Annotated in this window: 20 protein-coding genes; 8 read left to right on the top strand and 12 right to left on the bottom strand. The window is 74.2% G+C overall.

Features of this window, described 5'->3' with window-relative positions; all coding sequences use genetic code 11:
- Positions 1-24 precede the first annotated feature (24 nt).
- Both AC0I8G_RS01930 and AC0I8G_RS01925 read left to right on the top strand, forming a co-directional pair.
- Positions 25-1,074: an ATP-dependent DNA ligase gene (locus tag AC0I8G_RS01930; protein WP_471728463.1), complete on the top strand. Its 1,050-nt coding sequence runs from the start codon at positions 25-27 to the stop codon at positions 1,072-1,074.
- Complete coding sequence (locus tag AC0I8G_RS01925) at positions 1,071-2,114, top strand: DNA polymerase domain-containing protein (RefSeq protein ID WP_471728462.1); 1,044 nt, start codon at positions 1,071-1,073, stop codon at positions 2,112-2,114. Before AC0I8G_RS01930 ends, AC0I8G_RS01925 begins: the two co-directional genes overlap by 4 nt.
- A gap of 40 nt (positions 2,115-2,154) precedes the next feature.
- Here AC0I8G_RS01925 and AC0I8G_RS01920 read toward each other — a convergent pair whose 3' ends face one another.
- The gene (locus AC0I8G_RS01920; protein WP_471728461.1) at positions 2,155-2,979 is read right to left on the bottom strand and encodes a hypothetical protein; all 825 of its coding nucleotides are present in this window, start codon (positions 2,977-2,979) and stop codon (positions 2,155-2,157) included.
- Positions 2,980-3,229: 250 nt separating this feature from the next.
- Here AC0I8G_RS01920 and AC0I8G_RS01915 point away from each other — a divergent pair, with 250 nt between their 5' ends.
- Positions 3,230-4,840, top strand: coding sequence for a methyl-accepting chemotaxis protein (locus AC0I8G_RS01915; RefSeq protein WP_471728460.1), 1,611 nt, complete (start codon positions 3,230-3,232; stop codon positions 4,838-4,840).
- Here the strand turns inward: AC0I8G_RS01915 and AC0I8G_RS01910 are convergent.
- Together AC0I8G_RS01910 and AC0I8G_RS01905 are read right to left on the bottom strand one after the other, a co-directional pair.
- Positions 4,809-5,141 carry a hypothetical protein gene (locus tag AC0I8G_RS01910; RefSeq protein ID WP_471728459.1) on the bottom strand — a complete coding sequence of 111 codons (333 nt, stop codon included), beginning with the start codon at positions 5,139-5,141 and terminating at the stop codon, positions 4,809-4,811. The genes AC0I8G_RS01915 and AC0I8G_RS01910 overlap by 32 nt on opposite strands.
- Before the next feature lie 95 nt (positions 5,142-5,236).
- Positions 5,237-5,836 (bottom strand): TetR/AcrR family transcriptional regulator, encoded by a 600-nt coding sequence (locus AC0I8G_RS01905; protein ID WP_471728458.1) that lies wholly within the window; start codon positions 5,834-5,836, stop codon positions 5,237-5,239.
- Between the two features lie 90 nt (positions 5,837-5,926).
- Between AC0I8G_RS01905 and AC0I8G_RS01900 the strand changes: the two genes are divergently transcribed.
- Positions 5,927-6,715 carry an SDR family NAD(P)-dependent oxidoreductase gene (locus AC0I8G_RS01900; protein ID WP_471728457.1) on the top strand — a complete coding sequence of 263 codons (789 nt, stop codon included), beginning with the start codon at positions 5,927-5,929 and terminating at the stop codon, positions 6,713-6,715.
- 35 nt (positions 6,716-6,750) lie between these two features.
- Positions 6,751-7,551 carry an SDR family NAD(P)-dependent oxidoreductase gene (locus tag AC0I8G_RS01895; RefSeq protein ID WP_471728456.1) on the top strand — a complete coding sequence of 267 codons (801 nt, stop codon included), beginning with the start codon at positions 6,751-6,753 and terminating at the stop codon, positions 7,549-7,551.
- 4 nt (positions 7,552-7,555) lie between these two features.
- On the opposite strand, the gene AC0I8G_RS01890 is transcribed toward AC0I8G_RS01895, so the two are convergent.
- The 3 genes from AC0I8G_RS01890 to AC0I8G_RS01880 all read right to left on the bottom strand — a co-directional run bounded on the left by AC0I8G_RS01890 (position 7,556) and on the right by AC0I8G_RS01880 (position 10,722).
- Positions 7,556-8,611 (bottom strand): polyprenyl synthetase family protein, encoded by a 1,056-nt coding sequence (locus AC0I8G_RS01890; RefSeq protein ID WP_471728455.1) that lies wholly within the window; start codon positions 8,609-8,611, stop codon positions 7,556-7,558.
- On the bottom strand, positions 8,608-9,894 hold the full coding sequence (locus AC0I8G_RS01885) for a geranylgeranyl reductase family protein (RefSeq protein WP_471728454.1): 1,287 nt from the start codon (positions 9,892-9,894) through the stop codon (positions 8,608-8,610). The genes AC0I8G_RS01890 and AC0I8G_RS01885 overlap by 4 nt, the downstream gene beginning before the upstream one ends.
- Positions 9,895-9,987: 93 nt before the next feature.
- Positions 9,988-10,722 carry a demethylmenaquinone methyltransferase gene (locus AC0I8G_RS01880; RefSeq protein ID WP_471728453.1) on the bottom strand — a complete coding sequence of 245 codons (735 nt, stop codon included), beginning with the start codon at positions 10,720-10,722 and terminating at the stop codon, positions 9,988-9,990.
- 66 nt (positions 10,723-10,788) lie between these two features.
- Between AC0I8G_RS01880 and AC0I8G_RS01875 the strand changes: the two genes are divergently transcribed.
- Positions 10,789-11,115, top strand: a complete 327-nt coding sequence (locus AC0I8G_RS01875) for a putative quinol monooxygenase (RefSeq protein ID WP_471728452.1) — start codon at positions 10,789-10,791, stop codon at positions 11,113-11,115.
- Positions 11,112-11,420 carry a hypothetical protein gene (locus AC0I8G_RS01870; RefSeq protein WP_471728451.1) on the top strand — a complete coding sequence of 103 codons (309 nt, stop codon included), beginning with the start codon at positions 11,112-11,114 and terminating at the stop codon, positions 11,418-11,420. Before AC0I8G_RS01875 ends, AC0I8G_RS01870 begins: the two co-directional genes overlap by 4 nt.
- Here the strand turns inward: AC0I8G_RS01870 and menD are convergent.
- Positions 11,417-13,084: a 2-succinyl-5-enolpyruvyl-6-hydroxy-3-cyclohexene-1-carboxylic-acid synthase gene (gene menD, locus AC0I8G_RS01865; RefSeq protein ID WP_471728450.1), complete on the bottom strand. Its 1,668-nt coding sequence runs from the start codon at positions 13,082-13,084 to the stop codon at positions 11,417-11,419. The two genes, AC0I8G_RS01870 and menD, sit on opposite strands and share 4 nt — an antisense overlap.
- A 63-nt stretch (positions 13,085-13,147) precedes the next feature.
- Here menD and AC0I8G_RS01860 point away from each other — a divergent pair, with 63 nt between their 5' ends.
- Positions 13,148-13,546, top strand: a complete 399-nt coding sequence (locus AC0I8G_RS01860) for a hotdog fold thioesterase (RefSeq protein ID WP_471728697.1) — start codon at positions 13,148-13,150, stop codon at positions 13,544-13,546.
- On the opposite strand, the gene AC0I8G_RS01855 is transcribed toward AC0I8G_RS01860, so the two are convergent.
- The 5 genes from AC0I8G_RS01855 to AC0I8G_RS01835 are packed head-to-tail and all read right to left on the bottom strand — an operon-like array spanning position 13,543 to position 18,105.
- A complete protein-coding gene (locus AC0I8G_RS01855; protein ID WP_471728449.1) occupies positions 13,543-14,622 on the bottom strand; it encodes a DUF1648 domain-containing protein in 1,080 nt (359 codons plus the stop codon). The genes AC0I8G_RS01860 and AC0I8G_RS01855 overlap by 4 nt on opposite strands.
- Positions 14,619-15,017: a GntR family transcriptional regulator gene (locus AC0I8G_RS01850; RefSeq protein WP_471728448.1), complete on the bottom strand. Its 399-nt coding sequence runs from the start codon at positions 15,015-15,017 to the stop codon at positions 14,619-14,621. The genes AC0I8G_RS01855 and AC0I8G_RS01850 overlap by 4 nt, the downstream gene beginning before the upstream one ends.
- Positions 15,018-15,066: 49 nt before the next feature.
- Positions 15,067-16,071, bottom strand: a complete 1,005-nt coding sequence (locus AC0I8G_RS01845; RefSeq protein ID WP_471728447.1) for an o-succinylbenzoate synthase — start codon at positions 16,069-16,071, stop codon at positions 15,067-15,069.
- The gene (locus AC0I8G_RS01840; protein ID WP_471728446.1) at positions 16,068-16,289 is read right to left on the bottom strand and encodes a hypothetical protein; all 222 of its coding nucleotides are present in this window, start codon (positions 16,287-16,289) and stop codon (positions 16,068-16,070) included. The genes AC0I8G_RS01845 and AC0I8G_RS01840 overlap by 4 nt, the downstream gene beginning before the upstream one ends.
- Position 16,290: 1 nt before the next feature.
- Entirely contained in the window at positions 16,291-18,105 is a 1,815-nt protein-coding gene (locus AC0I8G_RS01835) for a phosphatidylglycerol lysyltransferase domain-containing protein (protein WP_471728445.1), read from the bottom strand.
- Between the last annotated feature and the right edge of the window lie 307 nt (positions 18,106-18,412).

The following is an 18,412-nucleotide window of genomic DNA, read 5'->3' as shown; positions in this document are numbered from 1 at the left end:
CCGCCCTGCGGCAGAGTGAGCGTCATGGACCTGCCGCTGAACCCGCCCGTCGAGCCGATGCTCGCCAAGGCGGCGAAGAGCGTCCCGCGCCAGCCCGACGGTGCCCCGGCCTGGCTCTACGAACCGAAGTGGGACGGGTTCCGCTGCATCGTCTTCCGCGACGGCGACGAGGTCGAGCTGCAGTCGCGCGGGGAGAAGTCGCTGTCCCGCTACTTCCCCGAGGTCGTCGCCGCGGTGCTCGCGGAACTGCCCCCGCGCTGCGTCGTCGACGGCGAACTGTTCGTCCCCCGCCCCGGTGGCGGTCGACTGGCCTGGGAACTGCTGTCCCAGCGCATCCACCCCGCCGCGAGCCGGATCGCCAAGCTCGCCGACGAGACCCCCGCGCAGTTCGTCGCCTTCGACCTGCTGGCCCTCGGCGACGAGGACCTCACCGTCCAGCCCACGTCGGTGCGCCGGGAACGACTCGTGGCGGCGCTCGCCGGCTGCGGTCCGAGCACCCACGTGACGACGGCGACGTTCGACGCCGACCTCGCGGTCCGGTGGTTCACGAGGTTCGAGGGCGCGGGGCTGGACGGGGTCGTCGCGAAACCGCTGGACGCCCCGTACCAGCAGAAGGAACGGGTGATGACGAAGGTGAAGCACCGGCGAACGGCCGAGTGCGTCGTCGTCGGCTACCGCCCGCACAAGAGCCTCCCGGGGATCGGGTCGATGCTGCTCGGGTTGCACACCGACGACGGGATGGCCTTCGTCGGTGGCGCGGCGGCGTTCACGACGGCCCGGCGGGCGGAACTCCTGGAGCAGTTGTCGCAGCTGCGCACCGGCGAGGAGAACGTCCAGGGTGAGAAGAACCGGTGGAACGCGCGGGTGGACGACTCCTGGGTCCCGGTCCGCCAGGAACTCGTCTGCGAGGTCGAGTACGACCAGCTCGAGGGGTACCGGTTCCGGCACAACCCGCGGTTCCTGCGGTGGCGGCCGGACAAGGCCCCCGAGGACTGCCGCCTGGACCAGCTCGAGACGCCGACCGACTACGACCTCGCGGACGTGCTGTCGGGAGCGTCCGGGAGCAGGTCGTGAGCCCGAAACCCCCCGCGGAGGAGATCGACGTCGACGGCATCCCCGTGCGGCTCACCTCCCCCGACAAGACGTACTACCCGGAACTGGGCGAGCAGGGGTGCAAACGTGCCGTCGTCGAGCACTACCGGCTCGTGGCCCCCGCCCTGCTGAACGCGCTGCGCGACCGCCCGACCTACCTGCAGCGCTTCCCGGACGGGATCGACGGCGAGGAGGTCTACCAGAAGCGGGTGCCGAAGTTCGCGCCCGACTACGTCGACACCGTGCACGTGACGTTCCCCTCGGGCCGTTCTGCGGACGCGATCCGGCCGACCAACACCGCGACGGTGGTCTGGGGCGCGCAGCAGGCGACGATCACGTTCCACCCCTGGCACTGCACCGCCCCCGACGTGGACCACCCCGACGAGTTCCGCGTCGACCTCGACCCCCAACCCGGGACGGGTTTCGAGCAGGCGAAGCGGGTGGCCCGCGACGTGCTGCACCCGTTGCTGACGGAACTCGGGTACGAGGGTTTCGTCAAGACCTCCGGCGGACGGGGCGTGCACGTGTTCGTGACGATCGAACCCCGGTGGACGTTCACCGAGGTCCGTCGCGCGGTGATCGCCCTGGCCCGCGAGGTCGAGCGTCGCGCCGAGGGCCTCGTGTCGTCCGCGTGGTGGAAGGAGGAACGCGGCGAGACGGTGTTCGTGGACTACAACCAGAACGCCCGTGACCGCACGATGGCCAGCGCCTACTCGCTGCGCCGCACCCCCCGCGCGACGGTCTCGACGCCGTTGACCTGGGCCGAACTGGGGTCGGACGTGGACCCGGACGACTTCACCCTGGCGACGTTCCCGGAACGCTTCGCCGCCGTCGGGGACCTGTGGGCCGAGCGCCGCTCGACCCTGCACTCCCTGGAACCGCTGCTCGCGCTCGCCGACCGCGACGAGGGGAACGGTCTCGGCGACCTCCCCTACCCGCCGACCTACCCCAAGATGCCGGGGGAACCCAAGCGCGTCCAGCCCTCCCGCGCCCGGAAGGACCCCACCCCGCCCGACCCGTGATCTTGCTGGGAAACCCAGCAAGATCACGGTGCGGTGGGGGTCACCAGCGGCGGGTGCGCAGGCGGGGCTCCATGCCGAGCACCTCACCGACGGCCTGCTCGAGGCGAGGCACCCGGCCGAGGACGTCACCGGAGGTCACGGGGAGCACGACCCAGCCGAGACGCTGCAGGTGTTCGCGGCGGGCCCCGTCGTGCCGTTGCTCGCGCCACCCGTCGTGGAACTCGCGGCCGTCGTACTCGACCGCGACCCGCCGTTCCTGCCACCCGAGGTCGAGTCGCAGGAGTTCGCCGCGGGCGCCGGGGACGGGGATCTGGGTCTGCGGTCGCGGGAACCCGGCGTCGTCGAGGCGGATCCGGACCAGGGACTCGGGTGGTGACTCCGCACCGGGGTCGACCATCCCCGCCGTGTGGCGGGCGATCCGCACCCCGCGTCCGCCCGGCAGGTCGTCGAGACGGACCAGGGCCTGGACCGGCGAGAAGAGTCCCGCCCGGGCGGCGACGTCGAGGACGGGCAACGCCACGAAGCGGGGGCAGAACCGCGCCACGTCCACCGCCGTCCGCAGCACGGACGTGACGGGCAACCCGTCGACCTCGACCACGTCGTCCCCCAGTTCCGCCGCGTAGCAGCGGACACCTTCCCGACGGACGGGTGTCCGCCCGAAGGGGACGACCACCTCGAGGCGGCGGGGCACGTCCCGTTCGGTGTGCGCCGGCACGTCGAACCCGTGCAGCGCGGCCGCCGTCCGTCGCGCGAACGCGGACCCGGCGGGCAGGGTGTCGAGCAGACGGTGCGCCCGGACCCGTTCGTCGAGCGTCAGGTCCGCGAGGACGTCAGGGACATCGAGGACGAGGAGCGCGGTGGGCACGGCCCGATCCTGACTCCGTCGACGCGAACCCCGGCCCCGTCGTCCACAGCCCGCCGTGATCATGCAGGGAAACCCAGCAAGATCACGGGTCGGCTGTGGAGAACTCGTGATCTTGCTGGGTTTCCCTGCAAGATCGCGGCGGGTGGGAGGAAGTAGGGGGAGACGTTCAAGGAACGGCGTGTTCTAGACGAAGGACACGGGGAAGGATCCGGCGGGTGCCGGGCCACAGTCGTCCCGGAGGGGTTTCCCGATGTCCAGCACCGCGGCTCCACGCACCACCCGCGTCTTCGCCGACCGCAGCGTGCGCACCAAGGTGCTCAGTGCGCTCGGTGCGCTGGCCCTGGTCACGGTCGGGGTCAGCGGCGGCGCCCTCGTGGCGCTGGACTCGGGGAGCCAACGTTCCGACGACCTCTACACGGACAGCGTCGTGGGCCTCACCGCCCTGGGGCGCGTCCACCAGGAGGAGCTCAAGACGCGCATGCTCGTCGCGACGCACGCCGCGACGCCGGACGCCGAGGGCAAGGCGAAGGTCGTCGAGAAGATCGCCGCCAGCGACAAGGAACTCGACGACTGGGCCGCGAAGTACTCCGCCTCTCCGCTCGCCGACCCGGCCGACTGGAAGGTCTTCACCGACACCTGGGCCCAGTGGCGCCAGGCGCGCGACGCGCAGCTGATCCCGCTGTCGAACTCCGGCGACCTCGCCGGCTGGGCGAGCGCGAACGCCGACGTGACGCAGCCGCTGGTCAGCAAGGCGGCCGACGCGCTGGACGCCATCGAGGGTGCCGAGGACGGGGCGGCGAAGAACTACGCGGCCTCCACCCAGTCGGAGTCGACGCAGTCCCGCAACCTCATCGTCGGCGGGCTCGTCCTGGGCCTCGGCCTCGCCACCGCCCTGGGTCTGGCCGTCGTCCGCTCCATCGTCCGGCCGCTGCACGCGGTGTCGGCCTCGCTCGACGCGATGGCCGCCGGGGACCTGACCGTCGAGGCGCGCGTCGACTCGACCGACGAGGTCGGCCAGATGGCCGCCTCCCTGGAGCGGGCCCGCGCCAGCGTCCGTGGGACGGTCGCGGCGATCGCGACGTCGTCGGCGTCGCTGTCCCTGGCCTCCACCCAGCTCGCCGCCGACAGCGAGCGCATCGGCGCCACCGCGGGCGAGACCGCCGCCGTCGCCGCCGGCGCGGCCGACACCGCGGCCATCGTCTCCGCGAGCGTCGCGACCGTCGCGATGGGGGCGACCGAGATGCAGGCCGCCATCCGCGACATCGCCTCCGGCGCCTCCGAGGCCACCGCCGTCGCCGCCCGGGCCAACGACCTCGCCGGTCGCGCCGGGGAGACCGTCGCCCGCCTGGGCGTGAGCTCCACCCAGATCGGTGACGTCGTGAAGGCGATCACCGCGATCGCCGAGCAGACGAACCTGCTGGCCCTCAACGCGACCATCGAGGCCGCCCGGGCCGGTGAGGCGGGCAAGGGCTTCGCCGTCGTCGCCGGTGAGGTCAAGGAGCTGTCCGCGCAGACCGCCCGCGCCACCGAGGACATCGCCTCCCGCGTCGGCTCCATCCAGACCGACACCGCCGAGGCGGTCCGGGCCATCGAGAGCATCGCCGAGGTCATCGGCGAGATCAGCAACCACCAGACGACGATCGCCTCGGCCGTCGAGGAGCAGTACGCGACGACCGCGGAGATGAGCCGCAGCGTCGGCGAGGCCGCCGCGGGTTCGGGCTCGATCGCCGACGGGATCCGCGGGATCACGGGTTCGGCGGAGACCACCGCCGCCGTCGTCTCCGGCACCCGCGCCGCGACCGACGACCTGCACCGCATGGCCGGCGAGCTCAGCGAACTGGTGCACCGCTTCCGCGTCTGAGGTTCGCCGGGCGCCGCCCGAGGACGAGTCCCGCCACGGCGAGGACGAGCCCGAGGGCGGCCACGGTGATGGCGGCGACGCGCACCCCCTGGACGCTGAGCACCACCGCCACGACGCTGCCCACGAGGGCGAGCGCGAGGCACACCCGTTCCGCCGGCTGGGGGCCGCCGAGGCGGGCCCGCCCCGGGCTCCGGTGCCGGCCGGAGCGTGGGTGCGGGACCCGGGTCGCCACGTCGTCCGGCGAGTCCTGCGGCGAGTCCTCCGGCGACGACGTCGGGGGCAGCGGGGAGCCGTGGATCACGGGCAGATCATCCCGGACCGCGACGGCTTCCGGAACGGTTCGGGGTGAGTTCAGGGTGAGCTCGGCGGAGGTTCGCCGGTTCGGCGGCCGACGACTCACCCTGGGTGGATGCGCACTCCCGCAACGTGTCGGGGGAGCTCGCCGATCACGGTGTCCAGGTGGTGACCGAGAGTTCCCACGACGGCCCCGTCCCCGATCCAGCGCCGGTACGCCTCCCGCCAGACCGTCAGCGCGAGACCGGCCGCCAGGCTGGCCGCTCCCCGCTCGGTGCCCTGGCCGACGAGGAACTCCTCGACCCGGGACTGCCAGCGCAACTGCTGGGCGAGTTCACGCGCCCGCAGCGTGGGGTTGTCCTCGAGGACCCGCTCCCGGGCGCACTTCACGTCGGGGTCCTTCTCCGCGGAAGCGGCGAGGGCGCGCACGCCGTCGAGCAGCCGGGCCAACGGGGGCAGGCTGCGGTCGCCGGCCGCGGCCACGACGTCGTCGAAGACGTCCTCGTCGGCGACGAACATCACCTCGTCCTTGTCGCGGACGTGGCGGAAGAACGTCCGTGTGGAGAGGTCGGCGGCGTCCGCGATGTCGGCGACGGTCGTGGCCTCGTACCCCTTCTCGGCGAACAGGCGCAGGGCGTGCTCGGCCAGCGACCGACGGGTGGCGACGAGCCGGCGTTCGCGCGTCGAGGGTCGATCGGTCACGGAGACATCTCACCACGCGCCGGGGTTGACATCCCGAGCCGAAGTGTCACATCGTGCCACTACGGCACGTCTCGACACTCGGAGGACCCGATGGACTTCACCGACACCACCGCCCTGATCACCGGCGCCTCCGGGGGCATCGGCGCCGGCATCGCCCGGGCGCTGGCCGCCCGCGGCGCCGACGTCGTCCTGGTCGCCCGCAGCGCGGACCGGCTGGACGCCCTGGCGGCGGAGATCCGCCGCGAGCACGGGCGGGACGTCCTCGTCGTGGCGACCGACCTCTCGACCCCCGGCGCCGGGGAACGCGTCCAGGCGGCCCTCGGTGACCGCCGGGTCGACGTCCTGGTCAACAACGCCGGGTTCGGCCTGAGCGGTCGCCTCGCCGACACCCCGGACCTCGCGCGGCTCACCGCGATGGTGACGCTGAACTGCACGACGCTGGCCGACCTGACCGCGCGCTTCCTGCCCGGGATGATCGAGCGACGGCGGGGTGCGGTGGTCAACGTCGCCAGCATGGCCGGCTACTTCCCCGCCCCCGGACTGGCGGCCTACGCCGCGACGAAGGCCTTCGTCGTCTCGCTCTCCCAGGCCGTCTGGGCCGAGACCCGGGGGACGGGGGTCCGCGTCGCGGCCCTGTCGCCGACGGTCACCGACACCGGGTTCTTCGACGTCGCGGGCGAGGCCTCGGGCGCGGGGATGCGCCGACGCAGCGTCGAGCAGGTGGTGGCGACGTTCTTCGCCACCCTCGACGCCGATCGCCCCGTCGTCGTCGACGGCCGCCTGAACGAGGTCGGGGCCCGCCTGGCCCGCCTCGCCCCGCGCGGTGCCGTGCTGCGCGCGGTCGGTTCCCGCTTCGCCGACCGCATGTCCGCCCGCTGACGGGTCGGCACCCCACCGGGGTGCATGATCGCGCGGTGGACGCGACGCAGAGCTACGCAGGACGCACGGCCCTGGTGACGGGGGCGTCGTCGGGGATCGGCGAGGGGCTGGCGGAGGCGCTGGCCGCCCGGGGCGCCGACCTCGTGCTGGTGGCCCGCCGGGCCGACGCGCTGCACACCCTCGCGGACCGGGTGCGCAGCGCGCACGGACGCCGGGTCGACGTCCTGCCCGCCGACCTCGGCCTCCCCGGTGCCGGCGCAGACCTGCAGGCACGGGTGGCGGAGCTCGGGCTGCGGATCGACGTGCTCGTCAACAACGCCGGGTTCGCGGTGTCCGGCCCGGTCGCGAGCGCCGACCCCGAGCGGCTGCTGGCCCAGGTGCCGCTGAACTGCGGCGCCGTCGTCGACCTCACGTCCAGGTTCCTGCCCGCGATGGTGCACCGCCACTCCGGGGTGATCCTCAACGTCGCGAGCGTCGCTGCGCTGCAACCGGTTCCGGGGCTGGCGGTCTACGCGGCCACGAAGGCCTTCGTGCTCAGCTTCACCGAGGCGCTGTGGGCGGAGCAGCGCGGCAGCGGGGTCCGGGTCCTCGCCGTCTGCCCCGGGCCCACGGACACCCCGTTCTTCGAGGTCGCCGGTGAGGACTCCGACACCGGGCTGCCGCGGCGCACGGTGGACCACGTCGTGGCGACGACGATGCGGGCGCTGGAGGGCGACGGGCCCTCCGTCGTCGACGGCCCGCTCTACAAGGTGCTGGGCGCGGCCACGAGGCTCCTGCCCCGGCGGGCCCTCGCCTCCCTGGCCGGCGTGGTCGCGAGACCCCGTCCGGGCCGGTGAGGACTCAGGCCACGCGGTCGGCGACGGTGGCCGCGTAGGTCTCCAGCGCCCTGCGGGCGGGTGAGTCCGCCAGCGCGCTCAGGTGGCTCGTGGCCCGCTGCGCCCACTCCCGCGCCGTGGCCCGCGCGGCGTCGGTGCCGGGGTGCGCGCGCAACGCGGCGACGGCCTCGGCCAGCACGTCGTCGTCGTCGAGGTGGCCGGAGTCGAGGAGCGCGACGATCCGGGCCGCAGCCAGGTCGCCGTCGGCCGCGGCGCGCCGCACGAGCAGCACCGGCAGGGTCGGGACCCCCTCGCGCAGGTCCGTGCCGGGACGCTTGCCGGACTCGTCGGTGTCGCTGGTCAGGTCGAGGACGTCGTCGGCGAGCTGGAAGGCCACCCCGACGGCCTCGCCGTAGCGGATCATCGCCGTCACGACCTCGCCCGACCCGCCACCGAACAGCGCGCCGAAGCGACCTGCCGTGGCGATGAGCGACGCCGTCTTGTCGCTGAGGACGTCGAGGTAGTGCGCCACGACGTCCTCGCCGGCGCGCGGGCCGACGGTCTCGTGCAGCTGCCCCAGGCAGAGCCGCTCGAAGGTCTCGGCCTGCACCCGGACGGCCTCCGGCCCGAGGCCGGCGACGACGTTGGAGGCGCGGGCGAAGAGCAGGTCGCCGGTCAGGATCGCGACGTTGTTGTTCCACTGGTGTTGCGCCGCAGGCACTCCGCGCCGCGTGGGGGCCTCGTCCATGACGTCGTCGTGGTACAGCGAGGCCAGGTGGGTGAGCTCGCAGACGATCGCCGCGTCGACGACCTCGCCGGGCAGTTCCCTGCGTTCCGGCTCCGCCAGGTGCGCGCCGAGGACGGTGAGCATCGGCCGGACACGCTTGCCACCGGCCTCGACGAGGTGGCGCGAGGCCGCGTCGGCGATCGGGTCGGCGTTGCCGACGGCGAGCCGCAGCCGGTCCTCGACGACGTCGAGCGCCTCGCGCAGGGCGTTCTCCAGCGCGGGGTCGGTCGTCGGGAGCCCGTTCGCGGGCGTGGCCGTGGGGGTGGCCGTGGGGGTGTTGAGCGAGGTGTTCACGCGGCAGGGGCCAATCGCTTCAGCGCCACGACCACGCGGTCGGCGGCGTCCTTCGACGTGGGATCGGCCAGGTTGGCCAGGAGCTTCACGACGAGCTTCATCAACCCCGGGCGCGGCAGGCCGAAGCGCGTCGCGATGCGCATGACCTCGGGGTGGCCGATGAGGGAGACGAACACACGACCCAGGGTGTAGTACCCACCCAGGTCCGCGCGAACCGCAGCCGGGTAGGCCTGCAGCGCCCGCTCGCGCGCCCGCGGGTCGCCCGCCGACAGGGCGTCGTCGACGGCGTGGGCGGCGAAGCGCGCCGACTGCATCGCGTAGGCGATGCCCTCACCGTTGAACGGGTTGACCATGCCGCCCGCGTCGCCGACCACGACGAGGCCGCGGGTGTAGTGCGGGGTGCGGTTGAAGGCCATCGGCAGCGCGGCACCGCGGATCGGGCCGACCTGGTCCTCTTCCCGGAAGCGCCACTCCGGCGGCATCGCGGCCGTCCAGCGGCGCAGCAGGTCGCGGTAGTCGATCGCCCCGGACCCGGGGTCCAGCACGCCCAGCCCGACGTTGGAGGTGCCGTCGCCGACCCCGAAGACCCAGCCGTAGCCGGGCAGCAGCGGTCCGGTGGAGCTGTCGCTCTCGCGCAGCTCCATCCACGCCTCCATCCAGTCGTCGTCGTGACGGGGACTGGTGAAGTAGGTGCGGACGGCGATGCCGAGCGGGCGGTCGTCGCGCTTGGCCAGGCCCATCGCGAGCGCGAGGCGACCACCGACGCCGTCGGCCGCGATGACGACCGGCGCGCGGTAGGTGCTCTCCTCGCCCGCCTTGCGGCCCTTCTCGTCGACGGGGCGCGCGGTGACGCCGACGACGTGACCGGTGCGCTCGTCGAGGACGGGACCGGTCACCGAGGTGCGCTCGAGGATCGTGGCGCCGCCCGCGCGCGCGTGCTCGGCCAGCGTCTGGTCGAAGCGCGAGCGGGTCGCCACCAGCCCGTAGCCGGGGAAGTCGGAGATCTCGGGCCACGGCACCTGCAGGCGCACTCCGCCGCCGAGCAGGCGCAGACCCTTGTTCTGCCGCCAGCCGTCCTCGGCGGGGGTCTTCACCCCCAGCAGGTCCAGCTCGTGCACGGCGCGGGGGGTGAGTCCGTCACCGCAGACCTTCTCGCGCGGGAACGACGACTTCTCCAGCACCAGGACGCGGCGTCCCGCGGTCGCCAGGTGGCGGGCCAGCGTCGAACCGGCCGGGCCGGCCCCGACGACCAGCACGTCGGCGTCCTGCGTGTCCACGGTCACCCCTGATCCCCGGCTCGTGAAAGTTTTCACGAGGCTACGTGCAGTGTAGTTCTCCCCCGGCCCCTCCGGCCCGGTCAGCGGCCCCGGTGTGGGTCAGGTCACGACGCCGGCCGAGCGGACCGCGCGGTGCATCGCGACCACCCCGAAGGAGAGGTTGCGCCAGGCCACCTGCTCCCAGCCGGCGGCGGCGATCCGGCGCGAGAGACCGGCCTGGTCCGGCCACGCGTCGATGGAGTCCACGAGGTAGCCGTAGGCGTCCGCGTGCGAACTGACGAGCTTGGCCACCCGGGGCAGCCCGTGGTGGAGGTAGGTGTCGTAGGCCTTGCGCAGCAACGGGTTCGGCATCGTCGAGAACTCGCACACGACGAGGCGGCCGCCGGGGCGGACGACCCGGGCCATCTCGCGCAGGCCCGCGTCGGGGTCGACGACGTTGCGCAGGCCGAAGGAGATCGTCGCCGCGTCGAAGACCCCGTCGGCGAAGGGCAGCCGCGTGGCGTCACCGACGACGAAGCCGAGGTCGGGCCGACGGCGCTTGCCGGCGCGGACCATGCCGGTGGAGAAGTCGCACGGGACGGTGAGGACACCGCGGTCGGCGAAGGGTTCGCTGGAGCGCCCGGTGCCGGCGGCGAGGTCGAGGACCTTCTCCCCCGGCCGGGCGTCGACGGCCCGCAGCACGGCGCGCCGCCACAGCCGGTCCTGGCCCACCGAGAGGATGTCGTTGGTGCGGTCGTACTTCTCGGCGACGTCGTCGAACATGGCCGAGACCTGCCGCGGCCGCTTGCTCAGGTCGGCCAGCTCGCGCTGGTTGGTGACGTCCGGGGTGCCCACGCTCCCATCCTCGCAGCCCGGCCACGACCGGGTGCCACGAGGCGTGGCCGCCACTAACCTCGCCCCGTGATCGTCATCAACGTGAAGTGGCCCGTGAAGCCCGAGCTGGCCGACGCCTGGCCCGAGCTGGTCGCGGAGTTCACGGCCGCGGTGCGCGCGGAACCCGGCAACGTCTCCTTCGACTGGTCGCGCTCCGCCGAGGACCCCAACACCTGGTTCCTGCTCGAGTGCTTCCGCGACGCCGAGGCCGGTGCCGCGCACGTGGCCTCGGACCACTTCCGGAAGGCCGTCTCGGAGATGCCCGACCGGGTCAGCGCCCAGCCGCAGATCATCTTCGTGGACTCCCCCGACGTGTCCGACTGGGGTCCGATGGGTGAGGTCCGGCCGCGGTGACGACCGCACGGGCCCGGACGCTGCTGGTCGGCGTCGTCGTCGTCCTGGCCGGGGTGCTGCTGCTCTTCCTGCCGCACTCCACGACGATCCAGGGCGCACGCCTGAGCTGCGGCTCCGCCGCCGCCCCGGCCGACCTCCCGACGACGTTCTGCGCCACCGACGGCCTGCGCTTCGCCGCGGTCGCCACGATGTCGGGTGGCGCGTTGATCGCGCTGGTCGCCGGTCTCTGGCCGGCCCTGCGCCCCGAGCCGGCTCCGGCCGGGCACCCCGACCAGCACGCGGGCCGGGATGCTCGCCGGTCCTAGGAGACGGCGGCGCGCACCGCGGCGGTGATCGCTTCGAGGCGCGGGCGGACCCCGGCGCGGTCGACGACGACCTCGACCACCCGCAGACCCCGCGGCGCGGTCCCGATCTCCGCGCGGGCCCCGGCGAGGCTCGTGGGGCGCGAGTGCGGGACCCCGAAGGCGGCGCAGAGGGCCGCGAGGTCGGCCCCGTGCGGGGTCGCGACGACCCGCTCGAAGGTGGCACGGTCGACCACGGCGGCGTGCTCCAGGGTCTCGAAGATCCCCCCACCGTCGTCGTTGACCACGACGACGGTCAGGTCCGGGCGGGGTTCGCCGGGCACCGGCAGCAACGCGTTGGCGTCGTGCAGGAAGGCCAGGTCGCCCAGCAGCAAGCGGGTCGGTCCGCTCGCGAGCGCGACCCCCTCGGCCGTCGCGACGGTGCCGTCGATCCCGGCCAGCCCGCGGTTGGAGACGGTGCGGACCCCCAGCGGGCGGCCCGCGAGGTCGACGTCGCGGATCGAGTTGCTGGCCGCCACGACGAGCGTCGAACCGTCTGCGGCACAGGCGTTCACGACTTCCCGCGCCACCCACGGCCCACTGGGTCCGGTCTCGGCGTCCAGGGTCGCGTGCACGGTGTCGGCGGCGAGCTTGCCCGCCCGGTCCCAGCGGGCGGCGAACTCCTGCTCCGCGGCTCCGGCCGCTCCCTCGACGGCGGCGGCGGCGACCACCCGGGCGGCGCGGAACCCCGCGTCCGACCAGGTCCCGGCGGCGCTGACGACGACGAGTTCGACGTCGTCGCGGGCCAGCAGCCGGGTCACGGGCCGCGACAGCGTCGGGTGGCCGAAGAGCACGACGCGGTCGACGTCGCCGAGCGGCCCCTCCTCGTCGACGGCGTCGAGCAGCAGCCGGTAGGGACCCACCGCACGTTCGCCGCCGCGGGCCCCGGAACTGGGTTCCGCCAGCAGCGGCCAGCCGGCGGCCTCGGCGAGCTCACGCGCGGCGAGCCCCGTCGCCGGGTCGGGGGCGTCGCCCGCCAGCACCAGCGTGCGCGGGCCCCGCTCCAGGACGACGGGTCGCGCCGCCGGGACCGCGTGCACCTCGGTCAGTCCCGGACCGGTCGGGACCTCGCCCGCCGAAGGGGTCAGCGGGTCCGCGAACCCGACGTTCAGGTGCACCGGACCGGGACCGTCCCCGCGCAGACCGCGCGCGAACGCGACGGCACGCGAGAGCACCGACCGCCAGGCCGGTGCCTGCCGCTCGGGATCGACGGGGGCGGGCAGGTCGGCGCTGTAGCGGACGGAGGGCAGGAACATCCGGGCCTGCGCGTCGGCGGTCTGGCTCGCGCCCGACCCGCGGAGCTCGTGCGGACGGTCGGCGGAGAGGACCACCAGCGGGACCCCGGCGTGGTGGGCCTCGAGGACGGCGGGGTGCAGGTTCGCGACCGCGGTGCCGCTCGTGGTGACGACGGCGACGAGCTCACCGGCGCGGGCGAGTCCGAGCGCGAGGAACCCGGCGCTGCGCTCGTCGATGCGCACGTGCAACGTCAACCGGCCCTCGTCGGCGGCGCGGGCGGCCGCGTAGGCCAGCGGGGCGCTGCGCGATCCGGGGCTGAGCACGAGGTGGCGCAGCCCGAGCCGGACGAGGGAGTCGACGAGGACCGTCGCGAAGGCGGTCGAGGGGTTCACCCCTCCATGGTGCGCCAGGTCGGCTGTGGCAGCCTGCCGCGGGTGACCCAGTCGCTCCCCCCGATGGACGAGATCCTCGCCACCTTCAGCGCCGACTCCCTGGTGGACCGGATGGGCATCCGGTTCCTCGAGATGGCACCCGACCGCGTCGTCGCGACGATGCCCGTCGCGGGCAACACCCAGGTCGCGGGGTTCCTGCACGGCGGCGCCAGCTGCGTGCTCGCCGAGACCCTGGGGTCCGTCGGCGCGTTCCTGCACGTGTGGCCCGGAGGCCTCGCCCTCGGCACCGACATCAACGCGACCCACCACCGCTCGACCCGGTCCGGGATCGTCACCGGGGTCGCGACGGCGATCTCGCTGGGCCGGACGCTGACCAGCCACGAGGTGGTGATCTCCGACGAGGAGGGCCGCCGGCTGTGCACCGCGCGGATCACCAACTACGTGCGGGCGGCGGACGCCTAGGTCGTCAGCAGCGGAAGGGCGATCGCGACGAGCACCAGGACCACGACGCCGATCGAGATCGCCCGGCCCGCCGGGTGGCCGGCGTTGATCGTGTACCCGACGCCGACGCGCTTGGGGACGAACAACGACGGGTCGTCCCGGTTCACGTAGAGCATCCCGCCGCGCCAGTGCCGGTCGTCGTCGACGGCATCGGTGGAACCCGGTTCCCGCGGTCCGCGCGCGCCCACGGTCGTCACCACGATCGCGACGACGAGACCCGCGCCGAACACGACCAGGGCGGGGACGAGGAGTTCGAGCCGGGCGGGGTGCAGCCAGCCGTCGACGCACAGCGTGCAGACCAGGGCGGTCACCAGGAACGCGGTGACGGCGAGCAGGTTCTGCACCGTCCGCCCGCCGGCCGCCGCCCGGGCGAGAGGTTGCGCCTCGTCCGCGCGGAGGCGGACCGGGGCGAGGTGGACGAGCCGTGTCAGGACCCCCAGGAGGGCCAGGAGCCCGACGGAGACGACCAGCGGACCGAACACGCTCCAGAAGCCCTTCGCGGCGAACGCGTCGGGTTCGCCGGCGCCACCCCAGTGGGTCGGGAACGGGTCGGGGAGGTCGGGGTAGCGCAGCACGCCGAAACCCGCGGTGGCGACGAGCAGGGCGGCCGCGACGGCGTACCAGACGATCGGGACGGGGGCCCGGGGGACGTCGTCCGGCGAGGCCGGCGCCGCCCACCGGACCGGCACGTCGCGGTACCAGTCACCGCGGGTCTTGGCCTCCCGGATCTCCTTGCGGCACAGCACGAACGCCACGATCCCGCCGACCAGCAGCAGGTACGTGGGAACCGTGACGACACCCGGTCCGGCACTCACCGATCCGGCCGCGGCGGCACCCACCAGGGCGAGCGCGGACAGGACCGCGACGGCACCGCGGTACCGGCGCACCGCCCGGTGGACGGCCGGGTCCCCGACCCGCGCCCGCGGCACCGAGACCCCCAGCGGCAACGTCGCCGCCGACAGCACCGGCACCAGGAACAGGACGACCGCGACCAGCAGACAGCTCGCCAGCCCGACCCCCACCTCGAAACCGTTCACGATCCCTCCCGCACTCGAGCGAAACCTTCGACGACCTCCCGGCACTGCGCCAGGACGACCTCGTCCGGAACTCCCTGGGCCCGCGCCTCGGCGAGCACCGTCGACATCCGTTCCCGCCACTGCGCGACCACCGCGTCGGCGGGGGGACCGCTGGCCGGCCCACGGGCGATCACCGAACCGGACTTGCTCGTCGTGCGCAGCAGCCCTTCGCGGCGGAGCAGGTCGTAGGCCTTCTGCACCGTCGCGACGTTGATGCCGAACGCCCCCGCGAGCGCCCGCACCGAGGAGACCTGCTGCCCGACGACGAGTTCACCGCGGGCGATCGCCTCCACGAGGCGGTCGCGGATCTGCTGGTAGATCGCGACGTCGGACGTCGGGTCGATCTCGAGGATCACGGCCGCCTCCCATCTGTGTCACCAACACTAGTACAGATGGGACAGTTCGTCACCCCCGGAGCACCCCGTGGGCAGCCGTCAGGCGCTCGCGCCACCAGGTCTCCCGCTCGGCCGGGGCACGGTGGAGCTCCAGCAGTTCCGGGGACACCCGGACCGGGCCGACCGGCAGCGACCCGCCGACGGGCAGCAGCGGATCGCTCGTCACGTCGGCCGCGAGGAGGGCGGCGGTACCGAGCCCGCAGGCGTGCGGGAGCTCCGGCAGCGCGGCCGCGAGCGCCGTCCCGGCCGCCAGCCCGACGCTGGTGTCCAGGGCGGAGGAGACGACGACGGGCAGACCGCAGGCCTGCGCCACGGCCAGCGCCGTCCGCACCCCGGACAGCGGGGCGACCTTGAGCACGACGATGTCGGCCGCCTCGAGGCCGGCGACGCGCAACGGGTCCTCGGCCTTGCGGACGCTCTCGTCGGCGGCCAGCAGCACGGGGGTCCCGGCGGCGGCCAGGCGCCGGCGCAGCAGGGCCATCTCCTCCAGCGTCGCGCAGGGCTGCTCGGCGTACTCCAGGTCGAACTCGCCCAGCGCGGTCAGCGCCTCGTACGCCTCCTCGACGCTCCACCCGGTGTTCGCGTCGACGCGGACCTCTCCGGTGGGCCCCAACGCCTCCCGCACAGCGCGGACCCGGGCGACGTCCTCGGCCAGCCGGTGCGCGAAGGGCGCCCCGGACTCGGCCACCTTGACCTTCGCCGTGCGGCACCCGGGGAACCCCGCGAGGACCGCGGGCACGTCGTCGGCCTCGACGGCGGGCACGGTGGCGTTGACCTCGACGCGCTCGCGGCGCGGGGCGGGGAACCCCCGCCAGGCCGCCTCGATCCCCGCCTCCAGCCAGCGCGACGCCTCGGCCGGCCCGTACTCCAGGAACGGCGAGAACTCCCCCCACCCCGCGGGCCCCTCGAAGAGCACCGCCTCGCGGAGGAGGATCCCGCGGAAGCGCCGGCGCAGCGGTAGCCGCACCACGCGGGCGGCGTCGAGGAGGTCGGTGAGCGGGGGCAGGTCGGTCACTCCCCCAGCATCCCCGACCCGCCCACCTCCGCGCGGTGCGCCCGCGCCCGCAGGGAGGAGGCGCCCAGCAGGACGGCCACGAACCACCCCCACGCGGTGAGGAACACCGTCGACGGGCTCGCCCCGCCCACGACGAGGACGCCCACGACGAGCAGCGACACCGCCACGGCGGCGAGCACGAGGAGGACCGGGACGGCCCGGGTCCGGGACCGGGGCACGTCAGCCCCGCCGCTGGGGCAGGAACTGCTCGACCCGGGCCACGGCCAGACCGATCCACGGCAGGTCGGCGGTCCGCTCGAAGCAGACGAAGCGCGGGACCCAGAGCGGCTGGTACTTGGCGTTGCTGCGGTAGAGCTGCTCCAGCTGCCACAGCCGGGAGAACACCACCAGGACGCGGTACCCGAGCCGCAGCACCGGCCCGGCCCCCAACCGCGACCCGCGGTCGAAGACGGAGCGGAAGACCGCGAAGTTGAGCGAGATGCGGCGCAGCGCGTTCCGGCGGGCGAAGTCGACCACGTCGGTCACCACGAGTTCCACCGTTCCGTTCACCGCCTCCCGGTCACGGCGCATGAGGTCCAGGGAGACCCCCCGGGAACCCCACGGCACGAAGGTCAGCACCGCCGCGAGGGCACCGTCCGCGGTCCGTGCCGTCGCGACCAGCAGGTCCGGGTCGCACGGGTCGCCGAGTCGCCCCAGCGCCATCGAGAAACCCCGCTCCCGCCCGTCGCGCCACTCCTGCGCGGCGGCCGCCAGCTCGGCGAGCTCGCTCGCGGGGACCTCCCGCTGGCGACGGATCGACACCTCGGTCCCGGCGCGACGGGCCCGGTTCACCGCCTGGCGCAGACCCCGCACCGCCCGCCCCTCGAGGCTGAACGCCTCGACGTCGAGGACCGCCTCGTCACCGACCTCGAGCACCTGCAGCCCCGCCCTGTGGTAGACCGCGGCCGCCGACTCGGAGGCCCCCACGACCGCCGGTACCCAGGCGTGCTCGGCGAGCTGGGCCCGCCAGGCCGCCACCGCCGCGGGCCACGAGGTCTCGTTGCCCACGGGGTCCCCGCTGACGACGCTGACGCCACCGACGACGCGGTGCACGACGGCCGCACGACCGTTCGGGGCGAACACGGCGGTCTTGTCGCGCCGCAGGTTGAAGTAGCCGAGGGCGTCGCCCTCGCCCTCGGTGGCCAGCAACGACCGGAGCCGTTCCTCGTCGGTGCCGAGAGCGGCCGGGTCCGCGGCCGGCTGGAACAGGAACCAGGTCACGAGCAGCACGAGCACCGTGCCGGCCGAGTTCAGCGTCACGTCGACCCACGCCGGGACGAGCACCCCGTCGGGGAAGATCACGAAGCTGTCGACCGAGAACAGCGTGCCCGCGGCGGCGTACCAGATCCGCGACAGGAGGGTGCCCGAGGTCTCCTGGGTGGCGAGCACCAGCGCGGTGCCCACGGCCAGCCACACGACGAGCGCACCACCGGCCCAGGAGACCGCCCGGCGCACCCCGAGGCGCGAGGGCAGCACCCGGAACTGCGGGCGGGCCAGGACGAGCAGGGCCAGCACGACGCCCTGCTGGACGAGCAGACCCAGCGCCGGGACGCCGACCGCGCTCGCGTCCCAGACCAGGTTGAAGAGGGCGTTGAGGCCGGTCACCACGACCGCCGTCCACCACGCGGCCCGTTTGCGCCGCGCCAGGGAGCGGGCCAGCAGCAGCAGGACCGTCCCGTAGCCCAGGCTCGGCCAGCTCGTCGCGAAGACCAGGTCGACGACCAGAGGGGGAGCCGAGTACGCCCGGTCCGAGAGGGGCGCGTGCACCGCCATGGCCAGCGAGAGCAGACCCGAGACCAGGAAGACCCACGTCACCACCCGGGCCGCGATGCCCCGTACCCGCGCCCCGGCCGGGTTCCCGCCCTGGTTCCCGTCCCGGTTCCCGTCCCGGTTCCCGTCCCGGTTCCCGTCCTGGTTCCCGTCCTGGGTGCGGCGCGAGGCCTCCCCCGAGCGCACCACCGGTTCCCCGGCCCTGACCACCTGCACCGTGCTCACGTCGTCCTCCCCCTCGCCAACAGCGTCGGATCGAGCGTGCCGCAACGGCTCCCGCGGGGGATCAGACCGGAGTACGGGATCACGGGGTCCGCCGCCCCTACCGATGACGGGGGTCGATCATCCCCAGGTCGTACCGGGGTACGGCACAGGCCGCTCCGGGCCACCCGTGCGGGACGGGGTCAGGGGGATCAGGGCGACTGCAGCGGGACGACGGCCCGCACCCGGAACCCGGCCGGCGTCAGCGTCGGCGACGTGCGGGCACGCGGTGGGCGGGTCGGTCACGCCCCCAGCACCCCCCTCCCCATCC

This window comes from Kineococcus sp. AC630 (genome assembly GCF_979255925.1).
Note: the sequence above shows the minus strand (reverse complement) of the source record. Positions and strands in the feature narration are given on the sequence as shown.